This is a genomic window from Micromonospora sp. CA-240977, assembly GCF_050942285.1.
In the GTDB taxonomy this organism is placed as follows: Bacteria; Actinomycetota; Actinomycetes; order Mycobacteriales; family Micromonosporaceae; genus Micromonospora.
Genome location: NZ_CP192055.1, coordinates 4,050,565 through 4,063,625, shown reverse-complemented (window position 1 = coordinate 4,063,625; position 13,061 = coordinate 4,050,565). Strand labels below are relative to the sequence as shown.

Below are 13,061 nucleotides of genomic sequence, written 5' to 3'. Positions count from 1 at the left end.
TCGGAGGCGGTGGCCGTGGCCAGGCTCAGCACCTGACCACGGCCACCGGTGACGCCTGGGTCAGCGCATCTTCTGCTGCGCGTCGGTCAGCTTCGCCTTCACCGAGGCCTCGGTGACCGGCTTGCCGCTGGCCGCGTCCGCGAACAGCTCCTTCATCGCGGTGCCGACCAGGGTCTCGAAGGTGCTCTCCTCGGGCACCTGCGGCAGCGGGGCCGCCGTGGTGACCAGGGTCTCCTGGATGGTCTTCTGCTCCGTGGCGCTGAACGCCGGGTCGGAGCCCGCGGTCTTCACCGCCGGCAGCGAGCCGTACGTCTTGTTGAGGATCGTCTGCTCCTCGTCGCTGGTCATGAACTTCACGAAGCTCAGCGCGCCGTCCTTGTTCTTCGTGTGCTTGAAGACCGCCATGTTGATGCCGGCGACCATGCTGTTGACCTTCTTGCCGCCGGCCGGCGGGCTGGCCAGGAACGGCACCGGGGCCACCCCGTACGCGTCGGCGGGCATGTTCTGCGTCTTGAGGTTCGAGCCGGCGGACTGCCACAGCAGCATGGCGGCCTTGCCGTTGGCGAAGTCGGAGACCGACTGGTTCTGCGCGTACTCCGCGTTGCTCGGGTTGGTGATCTTGTCGGCGGCCATGAAGTCGATGTACCGCTTGATCGCCGAGACGTTCTGCGGGGTGTCGAAGGTCGGCTTGCCGGCCGAGTCGAACCACTCACCGCCGTACTGCTGGCTGAAGGTGAACGCGTGGTGGGCGTTCTCCGACGGGTTCGCCCCCTCGATCGCCAGGCCCCACTTGCCGCCGGTGCTCAGCTTCTTGCCGTCCTCGGCGAGCTGCTCCCAGGTGGTCGGTGGCGCGGTGATGCCGGCGTCGGCGAACGCCTTCTTGTTGTAGTACAGGCTGTACGCCATGCTGTAGAGCGGCACGGCGGCCGGCGGCTTGCCGGGGGCGCCGGCGGCGGCGAGCGCGGCGGGCACGATCCGGTCCTTGCCGCCGACGGCGGTCAGGGCGGCGTCGTCGAACTCGACGAGCGCGCCGGTGGCCTGCAACGACGCCGACCAGGTGTTGCCGATGTTGACAACGTCCGGGCCCTTGCCCGAGGCGGCGGCGGCCAGCAGCCGGTTGAGCAGGTCCGACCAGGGGACCACCTCGACGGTGACCTTGATCCCGGTCTGCTTCTCGAACTTGTCCAGCTCGGGCTGGAGGATCGTCTTGTCGGCCTCCAGGCTGGCGCCCTGGTTGCTGGCCCAGTAGGTGAGCGTCTTGGGCGAGGCGGCGGAGTCGTCGCCGGAGCCGCCGCAGGCGGTCAGCGAGGCCGCGGCCAGTACGGCGGCGGTGAATATCCCGAGGTGTCGTCTCGACACGGGTCAGCCCTTCCGGTGCGTGGTGGGGGTCCGCCGACCTCCGTCGCCGATAGGGGTCGAAGGCGACGGGCGGCCGGCTGCGGACAGGGTTCGGGGTTGCGCCGTCGGGGTCCGTCGGCGTTTCCCGGGAGTTACATCACGGCTTAAATTATGTCGTCATTAAAGTGGCTGGTCAGTGGGTCGTCAAGCACGGGGCGGTTACAGTCGCCTCGAACGGCCAACGGGAACGAGGTGTCGAGTGGAGCTGGCGCGTGCCACCAACCGCAGCGTGCGGCTGCGCAACCGGTCCGCCCTGCTGACCAGGCTCTTCCTCGACGGCCCGCTCACCCGCCAGGACCTGGTGCGCAGCACCGGGCTGAGTCAGCCGGCGGTCAGCAACGTGGTGGCCGACCTGATCGACGAGGGGTTGGTCGCCGAGGCCGGCGCCGCCGAGTCCGACGGCGGTCGGCCCAGCATGCTGCTGCGGATCGCTCGCCGCTTCGCCTTCGTGGTCGGCGTGGACGTCGGCGAGACCCGGGTCCGGGTGGAGCTGTTCGACTTCGCGATGACCCTGCTGGCCAGCATCGAGTACCCGCTCGACCCGGCCCGGACCGAGCCGGACCTGGTGGCCGGGCACGTGCTGGCCGGCATCGACGCGGTGACCGGGCAGGCGCAGGTGGCCACCGGCGACGTGCTCGGCGTCGGCATCGGCGTCTCGGGGGTCGTGGAGCAGGGCGTCGAGGCCGTCGTGCACGCCCAGGCCCTCGGCTGGGACCGGGTGCCGCTGGAGCGGCTGATCGGCGCGGGCACCGACCTGCCCCTGCACATCGACAACGGCGCGAAGACCCTCGGTCAGGCCGAGATGTGGTTCGGCGCCGGCCGGGGCGCCCGGCACGCCGTCTTCGCGCTCGTCGGCTCCGGCGTGGGCGCGTCGGTGGTGACCGGCGGCGCCACCTACCGGGGCGCGTCCAGCAGCGCGGGGGAGTGGGGGCACACCACCCTGGTGTACGGCGGCCGGGCCTGCCGGTGCGGGGCGCGCGGCTGCCTGGAGGCGTACGTGGGCGCGGAGGCGATCATCGACCGCTACCGGGAGGCGCGCCGGGGTCGAGCCGTGCCGGGCGAGGACGAGGAGTCCCAGCTCGCCGCGCTGGTCGCCGCCGCCGACACCTCGGTGACCGCGCGGCGGGTGCTGGACGAGACCGCCGGCTACCTCGGCGCGGGCGTGGCCAACCTGATCAACCTCTTCAACCCGGAGCGGGTGGTGCTCGGCGGTTGGGCGGCGATGGCGCTTGGCGACCTGCTGCCGGCCGTCCGGGAGGCCGCCGGTCGGCAGGCGTTGCGCCAACCGTTCGAGCAGGCGTCGATCGAGCTGTGTCGCCTCGGCGTGGACGCGGTGGCGTTGGGCGCCGCCACGCTGCCGATCGCCCGCTTCCTCACCGAGGGTGGCGTCCGCCGCTGAGGGGTGCGACTCCGCGGGCCGACGGCAAATTACCCAAAAAGAATCCTCGGGATAAATAACGAAGTTATAGATCGATGTCTTGACGCCGCCGCAATCTCGCCGCAACACTCCTACGAGAGCGCTCTCCGACCCGCGGCGCCGCATCGGCGGCACCATCCACGGCACCACGGGGCGAGCCCGATCCCACCCTCGCGGCATCCGTAGCCCCCTATCGACAGGCGATGTCATGACATCTCGTGCAACATCCGTACGCCCGCGTCCCCGACGGGCCGTTCGACACCTGCTCGTCGGGCTCACCGTGGCCCTGGTCGCGGCGCTCACCCCGGCCGGTCCCAGCACCCCCGCGCAGGCCGCGCCCACCCTGCTCTCGCAGGGCCGGACGGCCACCGCCTCGTCCAGCGAGAACGCCGGCACCCCCGCCAGCGCCGCAGTGGACGGCAACACCGGCACCCGCTGGGCCAGCGCGTTCAGCGACCCGCAGTGGCTCCAGGTCGACCTGGGCAGCCGGGCCACCATCAGCCAGGTCAACCTGCTCTGGGAGGGCGCCTACGGGCGGGCCTTCCAGCTCCAGACCTCCGACGACGGCGCCACCTGGACCACGATCTACTCGACCACCACCGGCACCGGCGGCACCCAGAACCTCACCGTCACCGGCGCCGGCCGCTACGTCCGGATGAACGGCACCGCCCGGGGCACCGGCTACGGCTACTCGCTCTGGGAGTTCCAGGTCTACGGCGAGACCGGCGGCAGCACGCCGACCTGCGGCAGCACCAACGTCGCGCAGGGCAGCCCCGCCACCGCGTCGTCCACCCAGGACGCCGGCCTCGCGGCGTCCGCCGCCGTCGACGGCAACACTGGCACCCGGTGGGCCAGCGCCGCCAGCGACCCCCAGTGGCTGCGCGTCGACCTGGGCAGCACCCGCACGATCTGCCGGGTGGTGCTCACCTGGGAGGCCGCGTACGCGCGGGCCTTCCAGCTCCAGACCTCGGCCGACGGCGCCACCTGGACCACGATCTACTCCACCACCACCGGCACCGGGGGCACCCAGTCGCTGACCGTCAGCGGCAGTGGCCGCTACCTGCGGATGTACGGCACCGCACGGGCCACCGCCTACGGCTACTCGCTGTGGGAGCTGGCCGTGAACACCACCGGCGGGACCAGTGAGCCGCCGGTCGACGGGACCGACCCGCGCAACCCGAACCTCGGGCCGAACACGTTCGTCTTCGACCCGAGCACCCCGACGTCGACAATCCAGAGTCGACTGAACACGCTCTTCACCCAGCAGGAGACCAACCAGTTCGGCCCGCAGCGCTACGCGGTGCTGTTCAAGCCCGGCACCTACACCGCCGACGTGAACCTCGGCTTCTTCACCCAGGTCGCCGGCCTCGGGATGAGCCCGGACGACGTCAACCTCAACGGCCACGTCCGCACCGAGGCGTTCTGGATGGGCGGCAACGCCACCCAGAACTTCTGGCGGGCGGCCGAGAACCTCTCGGTCACCCTGCCCGCGGGTCAGACAGTGGAACGGTGGGCGGTGTCCCAGGCCGCCCCGTACCGCCGGATGCACCTGCGCGGCGGGCAGAACCAGATCCAACTCTGGAACGGCGGCGACGGCTGGTCCAGCGGCGGACTGCTGGCCGACACCCGCATCGACGGCCTGGTCGTCTCCGGCTCGCAGCAGCAGTGGTACTCCCGCAACAGCGAGTTCGGCAACGGCTGGACCGGCTCGGTGTGGAACATGGTCTTCCAGGGCGTCACCGGCGCACCCGCGCCGAGCTTCCCCAACCCGTCGCACACCGTCATCGCGCAGACCCCACAGGTACGCGAGAAGCCGTTCCTCTACGTCGACGGCACCGGCGAGTACCGGGTGTTCGTGCCGGCGCTGCGCACCAACTCGACGGGCACCAGCTGGTACAACAAGACGCCGGCCGGCTCGTCCATCTCGCTGTCGCAGTTCTTCGTCGTCCAGGCCGGCACCAGCGCCGCCACCATCAACGCGGCCCTCGCCCAGGGCAAGCACCTGCTCTTCACCCCGGGCGTGCACCACGTCACCGAGCCGATCCAGGTCAACCGGGCCGACACTGTGGTCCTCGGCCTCGGCCTGGCCACCATCCAGGCCGACAACGGCAGCGTCGGGATGCGGGTGGCCGATGTGGACGGCGTCAAGGTCGCCGGCCTGATGTTCGAGGCCGGCACGACCAACTCGCCGGTGCTGATGGAGGTGGGTCCGTCCGGTTCGTCGGCGAGCCACGCCGGCAACCCGACCTCGCTGCACGACGTGTTCTTCCGCATCGGCGGGCCACACGTCGGCAAGGCCACCAACACGTTGACCGTCAACAGCGACAACGTGATCGGTGACCACATGTGGCTGTGGCGGGCCGACCACGCCGCCAGCGGCGTACCGACCGGGTGGACGTTGAACACCGCCGACACCGGGCTCACCGTCAACGGCGACGACGTCACCATGTACGGCCTCTTCGTCGAGCACTACCAGAAGTACCAGACGGTCTGGAACGGCAACGGCGGCCGGACGTACTTCTACCAGAACGAGCTGCCGTACGACGTGCCGAACCAGGCGGCCTGGATGAACGGGTCGACCCGGGGCTACGCCGCGTACAAGGTCGCCGACTCGGTGACCACTCACCAGGCGTTCGGGCTGGGCAGCTACAGCTACTTCAACGTCAATCCCGCGGTGGTCGAGGAACGGTCCTTCGAGGTGCCCACCAACCCGAACGTGCGCTTCACGAACATGGTCACCGTCTCGCTCGGTGGCGTCGGCACCATCAATCGGGTGATCAACAACGCCGGTGGCACCGCGAACGCGGCCAACCAGACGGTGTACCTGACCACCTACCCCTGACCGGGGCGCCCGCGCCGGCCCGGCCGTCCAACGGACCGGGTCGGCCGGGTCGCACCGTGGGCCGAGGCCGGCCCGGTCCCGCCGAGACCGGGCCGGCCCTGGTCGTTGCGATCTCCACCGGCCAGCACCTCGGCCGCCGCCCGCTCACCGGCGCGCACCGCGCCCTCCAGGTAGCCACTCCAGCGGGTGGCCGTCTCGGTGCCCGCCCAGTGCACCCGCCCCACCGGCGCGCGCAGGTGCGGACCGTACGTCCGCCACGTGCCCGGGGTGAGCGCACCGGAGAAGCAGCCGCGGGTCCACTCGTCGGCCGACCAGTCGTACTCGACGACGTCCACCGGATCCGCGGCGTGCGGCCCGACCACGCTGGCGAACGCCTCCAGCAGGCACCGCCGACGCCCGGCGGGGGACATGCCGCGCAGCGTGGCGGCGTCGGTGGAGTAGCTGAATCCGGTCAGCACCCCGAGCGGCGAGGTCGGGGTGGAGTTGTCGACAGTCTCGGTGAACGGCCCGGCGCTGCTGGTGGCCACCCCGGAGCGCCCGTCGGCACGCCAGAACGGCTCCGGGTAGACGGCGTGCACCTTCAGCGCCGACCCCATCGGCATGCGCTGGGTGAGCCCGTCGCGCAGCGGGGGCAGCGGCGGGTCGTACCGGATCCGGCCGGCCAGTGCCGGGGCCAGCGCGACCACCACGGCATCGCCGTCGACGCGCCCGGTGTCGGTCCACGCGGTCGCGCCGCCGACTGTCTGTTCGATGGCCCGCACCGGCGCGGCCAGCGTCAGCGCGCCCGGCGGCAGGGCGGTGGCCATCCGCTCGGCCAGCGCCGACGGCCCGCCCACGATCCGATCCTGCTGCGCGCCACCGGCCATCCCCAGCAACGGCCCGGTCCCGCCGGCGCTGCGCAGGTAGAACAGCAGGTGCAACAGGGACAGCTCGTCCGCGCCGGTGGCCAGCAGCCCGCCGGCGAGCAGCCGTCCCAGGTAGTTGGCTGTGTCGTCGTCCCCGGCCGTGGTGGCGAGCCACCCGCCGAGGGTCGTCCGGTCCCACCGCGCGGCCTCCGGCGTCGCCCAGGGTGCGGCCGGGTCCAGTCGTGCGGCGTACTCGTCGAGCAGACCGAGCACCCGGCCGACCTGCGCCGGCGGCTCGGCCCGGCGCTGACCGGCCCAGAGCAGGGTGGGTCCGCCGACGGATGCCGAGGCGAAGGTGGCCAGCCCGTGCTCGGCGACCAGCTCGTACATCCGGTCCTGGGTCGGGCCGATCCACTGCGCCCCCAGGTCCACTTGCGTGAGCTCGGGCAGCCACCGGGTCAGCACCCGACCGCCCACCCGGTCGCGGGCCTCGAGCACCCGCACCTGGGCGCCGGCGCGGGTGAGCGCCAGCGCGGCGGCGAGCCCGGAGAAACCGGCGCCGACCACGACCACCCGCAAGCCGTCGGTCACGGCGGGGTCTACCCACAACCGCCGCCGGCATGACTACCGGCGTCGGTCGCGGCACCGGTTCCGGGTGGGCTCCGGGTCGCGGCAGGAGCGGATGTTCCTCGTGTGACCCGTGTCCGAGGCGCTCGCGGCGGTGCGGCAACATGATCGTCGTGCAGACGGTTGTCGCGCTCCGGCGTTACCCGCTCAAGAGCGCCCGGGGTGAGGTTCTCGAGGCGGCTGATGTCGAGCCGACCGGTCTGCGTGGAGACCGGACGTGGGCCTGTATCGACTGCCACGACGGGACGGTCGGCAGCGCCAAACATCCACGAAGGTGGGGTCGCCTGCTCGATGTCGGTACGACAGTGCGGGATGACGGCCCGGAGACGATGGTGACGCTGCATGTCGACGGCAGCTCGCTGCGAGCCGGAAGCGCCGCGGCAGATGCCGCACTCAGCAACCACCTGGGCCGTCCGGTGCGGCTGAGCCGGGAGCTGCCGCCCGACGCGAGGCTGCACCGGACGTTGCCTGCTGACGTCGGCATGGTGCCGGACTGGATGGCCGGTGCCCGGCCCGGTCAGGACACCATCACGGAGATCGCGGGCGCGGGGCGGGTCGGCCGGTTCGTCGACTTCGGCGCCGTTCATATCGTGACCACCGGTGCGCTGTCTCTGCTGGGTGAGCGCATGGGAGGTGTCGGTGTGGCCCCGGCGCGGTTTCGCCCGAACCTGGTCATCGACGCACCGCGTGACCCAGAACCGGGGCAGGAGCTACGGCTGGGCGATGTCGTGCTCCGGCTGGTCCTGCCCACTCCACGGTGCGTCATTCCCGGACTCTCCCAGGCCGAGCTGCCGGCCGACCTCTCCGTGCTGAGCGCCCTGGCCCGGCACTACCGCATCCCGGTGGCCGGGCTGGGGCGGGCAGCCTGCTTCGGGACCTACGCCGATGTCGTCCAGCCAGGCCGACTCCGACTGGGGCAGGTCGTCCGCTGAGCGACTCCTCCGTTACGCCGATGCGGTCGTCGTGGCGACCGCTCGGCGGCAATCGAACGCGCGACGCTGCTCGATTGCTCCGGAAAACCGCCTGGCCCCTACCGCGCTGAACTGCGACGATCCGCCGATGTCCCACAACACGAGGCAGCGTCGGCTGGCCGCGCTGCGCGCCTGCGACCGAATCCTTTCCGGCATCCGGCCCACGACGATGAGGGAGCGGCTCGCCGACCTGGACGCCGGTGGTGATCTGGACGATCAGCCCGACTTCTACGGCGACGGCCCGGTGACCGTGCTGGAAGAACGCGTGGCGAGTCTGCTGGGCACGGAGGCCGCCGTCTTCTTCCCCACCGGCACGATGGCCCAGCAGGTCGCGTTGCGCTATGGCGCTGACCGCAGCGGGCACCCGACCGTCGCTCTCCACCCGCTCGGCCACCTCGAGGCGGACGAACGGCATGCCTATGCCCACCTGAGCGGCCTGCGCAGTACCTGGCCGACGACCGCGTTCCGCAACCCCACCGCCGAGGAGATCACCGCGCTCGCCGAGCCCGTGAGCACCGTCGTCATCGAACTCCCGCTGCGCGACGCCGGCTTCGTCCTCCCCTCCTGGGACGAGCTCGCCGCCGCATCCGCCGCGGCGCGCGCCATCGGTGCACGCGTCCATTTCGACGGTGCCCGGCTGTGGGAATCCACCGCACACCTGGCGCACACCCTCAGCGACATCGCCGACCTCGCCGACAGCACCTACGTCTCGTTCTACAAGACGATCGGCGGTCTCAGCGGCGCGGCGCTCGCGGGTACCACGCAGCTCGCCTCCTACGCCCGCATCTGGCGGCACCGCTACGGCGGCGAGGTGTTCCAGCAGTGGCCAGCCGCTCTGAGCGCACTCGCCGGCCTGGACAGGGAATTGCCGCGTATCCCCGATTATGTGCGGCACGCGCGGACGGTCGCCGCGGCGCTCACCGCCCTTCCCGGCGCGCGGGTGTATCCAGAACCTCCGCACACCCATCGATTCCGCCTCTGGCTACCCCACCCGGCGCAGGCACTGAACGACGCTGCGCTGGCGCTCGCCGAGGAGGAAAAGGTGTGGTTTGTCGCCGGCTGGCAGGAAACACACCTACCGGGCATGGCGATGACCGAGATCACCGCCGCCGCGCCCGCCCTCGAGTGGACCACCGACGACATCGCCGAGGCTGGTGAGCGCTTTCTTGGCCGCATCGTCGATCGGTGACCACCACGTGCCTGCCACAGCGGTGCGTGGCGAACTCGCGCATCCACACTGCGGCCAACACGTCTGAGCAGGCGTTTGCCCTCGGGTCGGGACGGGAACCCGAGGCGCCGGCCGCAGCAGTGGAGGGGAGGCGCCATGGCGTACCGTTCGGCGACCGCCGGCATCGTGCCCGACCTGGCCACCCTCACGCTCGGCGTCGAGGAGGAGTTCCTGCTGCTCGAACCGGACAGCGGGCGTAACCTGCCGGTGGCCGACCAGGTGCGGGACGCGCTGCGCGGCCCCGCCCGGGACCAGAGCCGCCAGGAGTTCCGGCACAGCATGGTGGAGATGGTCACCCCGGTCTGCGCCGACCTCACCGAACTGCGCGCGCACCTGGTGGCGCTGCGCCGCTCCGCCGCCGATGCCGCCACGGCGGCCGGGGCCCGACTGGTGGCCGTCGGCGCCACCCCGGTGGCCGAACCGCACCGCACGGTCCCCGACGAACCGCGCTACCACGCGATGTCCCGCCGGTACGGGCCCGTGGCGCACGACCCGGCGGTGTGCGGCTGCCACGTGCACGTCGGGCTGCCCGACCGGGAACTGGCTGTGCGGGTCTGCAACCACCTGCGGGTGTGGCTGCCCGTGGTCCAGGCGATCACCACCAACTCGCCGCTGCACGACGGGTACGACACCGGACACGCGAGCTGGCGTTCGATGCAGTTGGAACGCTGGCCCAGCATCGGCCCGACGCCGTACTTCGACTCGGCCGTCGACTACGACCGCACCGTCGACGAGCTGATCGCCGCCGGCATCATGCTCGACGCGGCGATGGTCTACTGGTACGCCCGACCGTCGTCGGCCTACCCGACGGTGGAGGTGCGGGTCGGTGACGTCTGCACCGAGGTGGACGACGCGGTGCTTGTCGCCGCGCTGGTCCGGTCCCTGGTCGCCACCCTCGCCGACGACGTGCGCGCCGGGGTGGCCGCCCCGCCCGTCCGCGACTGCCTGGTCGCCGCCGCGCACTGGCGGGCCGCCCACGACGGCCTCGACGGCGAGCTGATCGACCTGCGCGCCGGCGGCACCCGGCCGGCCTGGGCGCTTGTCGACGAGATGATGGCGGTGATCGCCCCGGCCCTGCTGCGCCACGGCGACCTGGGGTACGTGTTGGCGCAACTGGCCCGGGTGCGCCGCGACGGCACCGGCGCGACCCGGCAGCGCCGGGTGCTGGAGCGCGCCGGTGACCTGCGCGCCGTCCTCGACGACCTGGCCGCCCGCACGACGACCGGGTGACCGGCGGCGCTCAGCGGATGTCGTGCGTCTGTAGCCACAGCTCCAGCAGGCCGAGCTGCCACAGCTTGTTGCTGCCGGCCGCCGCCCCGGCCCGGTCCGGCTCGGCGAGCAGGCGTGCCACGTACTCCGGGCGGAACAGCCCTCGCTCCCGCGCGGCGGGCGCCTGCAACGCCTCGGCGACCAGCTCGCGCACCGGGCCGTCCACGTTGCGTAGCGCCGGCACCGGGAAGTAGCCCTTGGGACGGTCGATCACCTCGGCGGGCAGCACCTCCCGGGCGACCTCCTTGAGCACGCCCTTGCCGCCCTGGGCGACCTTGTGGTGCGGGGGGCAGTGCGCCGCCAGGGTGACCAGGTCCTGGTCGAGGAAGGGCGTGCGCACCTCCAGGCCCCACGCCATGCTCATGCTGTCCACCCGCTTGACCGGGTCGTCGGGCAGCATCAGGTGGGTGTCCAGGCGCAGCACCGCGTCCAGCGCGGTCTGCGCCCCGGGCGCGGCGAGGTGCTCGGTGAGCAACTCCCGGCTGGCGTCGTGCTCCAGCGCGTACGCCGGGCCGACGATGGCGCGCAGCTCGTCGTGGTCGCGGTCGAAGAACGCGGCGGCGAACGTCTCGGCGGCGCTGTGCCGGGGCGCCTCGGTGAGCGGCTGGTGGTAGCCGTAGCCGGCGAACACCTCGTCGGCGCCCTGCCCGGACTGCGCCACCTTCACGTGCCGCGCCACCTGCTCGGAGAGCAGGTGGAAGGCGACCACGTCGTGGCTGCCCATCGGCTCGGTCATCGCCAGCACCGCACGCCGGACCGCGGGCACCAGATCGTCGTCGGCCAGCCGGATCCGGTGGTGGTCGGTGTCGTACGCGCGGGCCACCAGGTCCGAGTAGTGGAACTCGTCGCCGGACTCGCCGTCCCGGCTGTCGAAGCCGATGCTGAACGTCCGCAGGTGCTGCTGACCGGCCTCGGCGAGCAGCGCCACGATGAGGCTGGAGTCCAGTCCACCGGAGAGCAGCACGCCCACCGGGACGTCGGCGACCAGCCGTCGGCGTACCGCAGTGCGGAGCGCGTCGCCGACGGCGGCCCGCCAGTCCGCGGCGTCCATTTCCGCGTCGGCGGGCTCCCGCACGTAGTCGGGTCGCCAGTACACCTCCTCGCGGCTGCGCCCGTCCGCCTCGATCACCCGCAGGGTGGCCGGCGGCAGCTTGCGCACACCGCGCAGCACGGTCCGGGGCGCGGGCACGATGGAGTGCCAGGACAGGTAGTGGTGCAGCGCCACCGGGTCGATGCCGGTGTCCACGTCGCCGGCCCGCAACAGCGCGGGCAGGGTGGAGGCGAACCGCAACCGCCCGGGGGACTCGGCGAGATAGAGCGGTTTGATGCCGAGCCGGTCGCGGGCCAGGACCAGCCGCCGCCGCACCCGGTCGACAAGCCCGATCGCGAACATGCCGACCAGGTGGTCGACGAAGCGTTCACCCCAGTGCGCGTACGCGACCAGGATCACCTCGGTGTCACTCGTGGAGTGGAAGGCGTACCCTGCGTTCTGTAACTCCTCGCGCAGCTCCGGGTAGTTGTAGACGCAGCCGTTGAAGACCAGCGCCAGGCCCAGGTCGTCGCGGACCATCGGCTGCCCGCCCGCGTCGGACAGGTCGATGATGGTCAGCCGGCGGTGCCCGAGGGTCACCCAGCCGTCGGCGAACAGGCCCTCGTCGTCCGGGCCGCGCGAGCGCATCGCCTCGGTCATCCGGGTGACCGCCGCCGCGTCGGGCGGCCGGCCGTCGAAGCGCGCCTCCCCGCTGATCCCGCACATCAGCCGGGGTGGTGGTTCGGGTGTGGCACCAGCGGCACGAGCATCCTCCTGTCACCTCGCCCCCGGCCGGTGACGGCCGGTCCCGCCGACCGGACGGGGCCGCTGGCTACCCGTGCGCGGAGCGGGCAAACCCGCTCGGCAGGCCCGCCGCGTGTGCGCGAGGCGGGTCTCCCGCCTGTGCGGGGCGGGCCTGCCGAGTGTGCGGCGCCGGTCGCCCGCCTCTGCGGCGCGGGTTTGCCGCCGGACGTGTGGGGGGCCGGCGGGTCGCCGTCGGTCAGGCGCGGAGGGTGCGCAGGATGCGGGCCAGCTCGGCGCGGTCCGTGTCGTTGAGGTGGCCGAAGAAGCGGTCCGCCTCGGCCCGGCGGGCGGTCCGGATGGCGGCGCTGAGGCGCTCACCCTCCTCGGTGAGCGCGACCAGGGTGGCCCGCCGGTCGGCGGGGTCGGGTCGGCGTTCGACGAGCCCACGGGCCTGCAGGTCGTCGACGACCTCGGTTGCCGAGCGGGCCGCGATGCGCAGGTGCTCGGCGAGCGTGCCGGGGCGCACCTCACCGTGGCGGCCCAGCACACCGAGGGCTCGGGACTGGCTGGGGGTGATGTCCCAGGGGGCCAACGACTCCCGGGTCTGCCGACGCAGACGGGACGCCACTGCCCAGAACGTCTCGGCCAGGCTGTCGTCGTCGCCGGTCCCGGTGGTGTCCTCGGTCACCG

Annotated in this window: 9 protein-coding genes; 5 read left to right on the top strand and 4 right to left on the bottom strand. The window is 72.3% G+C overall.

Annotation, left to right across the window (positions count from 1 at the left end; translation table 11 throughout):
* Window positions 1-60: 60 nt before the first annotated feature.
* Window positions 61-1,359, bottom strand: coding sequence for an ABC transporter substrate-binding protein (locus ACQPWW_RS18840; RefSeq protein ID WP_433124295.1), 1,299 nt, complete (start codon window positions 1,357-1,359; stop codon window positions 61-63).
* A 238-nt stretch (window positions 1,360-1,597) separates the two neighbouring features.
* Between ACQPWW_RS18840 and ACQPWW_RS18835 the strand changes: the two genes are divergently transcribed.
* Window positions 1,598-2,797 (top strand): ROK family protein, encoded by a 1,200-nt coding sequence (locus ACQPWW_RS18835; protein ID WP_433124294.1) that lies wholly within the window; start codon window positions 1,598-1,600, stop codon window positions 2,795-2,797.
* A gap of 226 nt (window positions 2,798-3,023) precedes the next feature.
* Window positions 3,024-5,657 carry a discoidin domain-containing protein gene (locus ACQPWW_RS18830; RefSeq protein WP_433124292.1) on the top strand — a complete coding sequence of 878 codons (2,634 nt, stop codon included), beginning with the start codon at window positions 3,024-3,026 and terminating at the stop codon, window positions 5,655-5,657.
* Here the strand turns inward: ACQPWW_RS18830 and ACQPWW_RS18825 are convergent.
* Window positions 5,648-7,093, bottom strand: a complete 1,446-nt coding sequence (locus ACQPWW_RS18825; protein WP_433124290.1) for a flavin monoamine oxidase family protein — start codon at window positions 7,091-7,093, stop codon at window positions 5,648-5,650. The two genes, ACQPWW_RS18830 and ACQPWW_RS18825, sit on opposite strands and share 10 nt — an antisense overlap.
* A gap of 140 nt (window positions 7,094-7,233) precedes the next feature.
* Between ACQPWW_RS18825 and ACQPWW_RS18820 the strand changes: the two genes are divergently transcribed.
* The 3 genes from ACQPWW_RS18820 to ACQPWW_RS18810 all read left to right on the top strand — a co-directional run bounded on the left by ACQPWW_RS18820 (window position 7,234) and on the right by ACQPWW_RS18810 (window position 10,558).
* Complete coding sequence (locus tag ACQPWW_RS18820; protein WP_433124288.1) at window positions 7,234-8,061, top strand: MOSC domain-containing protein; 828 nt, start codon at window positions 7,234-7,236, stop codon at window positions 8,059-8,061.
* Window positions 8,015-9,289, top strand: coding sequence for a threonine aldolase family protein (locus ACQPWW_RS18815; protein WP_433124286.1), 1,275 nt, complete (start codon window positions 8,015-8,017; stop codon window positions 9,287-9,289). The genes ACQPWW_RS18820 and ACQPWW_RS18815 overlap by 47 nt, the downstream gene beginning before the upstream one ends.
* Window positions 9,290-9,424: 135 nt before the next feature.
* Window positions 9,425-10,558 carry a carboxylate-amine ligase gene (locus ACQPWW_RS18810; protein ID WP_433124284.1) on the top strand — a complete coding sequence of 378 codons (1,134 nt, stop codon included), beginning with the start codon at window positions 9,425-9,427 and terminating at the stop codon, window positions 10,556-10,558.
* A gap of 10 nt (window positions 10,559-10,568) precedes the next feature.
* Here the strand turns inward: ACQPWW_RS18810 and ACQPWW_RS18805 are convergent, their stop codons facing one another.
* Both ACQPWW_RS18805 and ACQPWW_RS18800 read right to left on the bottom strand, forming a co-directional pair.
* Window positions 10,569-12,353 carry an N-acetylglutaminylglutamine amidotransferase gene (locus tag ACQPWW_RS18805; protein WP_433124282.1) on the bottom strand — a complete coding sequence of 595 codons (1,785 nt, stop codon included), beginning with the start codon at window positions 12,351-12,353 and terminating at the stop codon, window positions 10,569-10,571.
* Window positions 12,354-12,627: 274 nt separating this feature from the next.
* Window positions 12,628-13,059, bottom strand: coding sequence for a MarR family winged helix-turn-helix transcriptional regulator (locus tag ACQPWW_RS18800; RefSeq protein ID WP_433124281.1), 432 nt, complete (start codon window positions 13,057-13,059; stop codon window positions 12,628-12,630).
* Window positions 13,060-13,061: the final 2 nt, after the last annotated feature.

Coding starts and splice junctions, on each gene's coding strand:
- ACQPWW_RS18830 (WP_433124292.1), top strand. CDS start 3,024: ATGACATCTCGTGCAACATCCGTACGCCCGCGTCCCCGACGGGCCGTT.
- ACQPWW_RS18820 (WP_433124288.1), top strand. CDS start 7,234: ATGATCGTCGTGCAGACGGTTGTCGCGCTCCGGCGTTACCCGCTCAAG.
- ACQPWW_RS18815 (WP_433124286.1), top strand. CDS start 8,015: ATGTCGTCCAGCCAGGCCGACTCCGACTGGGGCAGGTCGTCCGCTGAG.
- ACQPWW_RS18810 (WP_433124284.1), top strand. CDS start 9,425: ATGGCGTACCGTTCGGCGACCGCCGGCATCGTGCCCGACCTGGCCACC.
- ACQPWW_RS18805 (WP_433124282.1), bottom strand. CDS start 12,353: ATGTGCGGGATCAGCGGGGAGGCGCGCTTCGACGGCCGGCCGCCCGAC.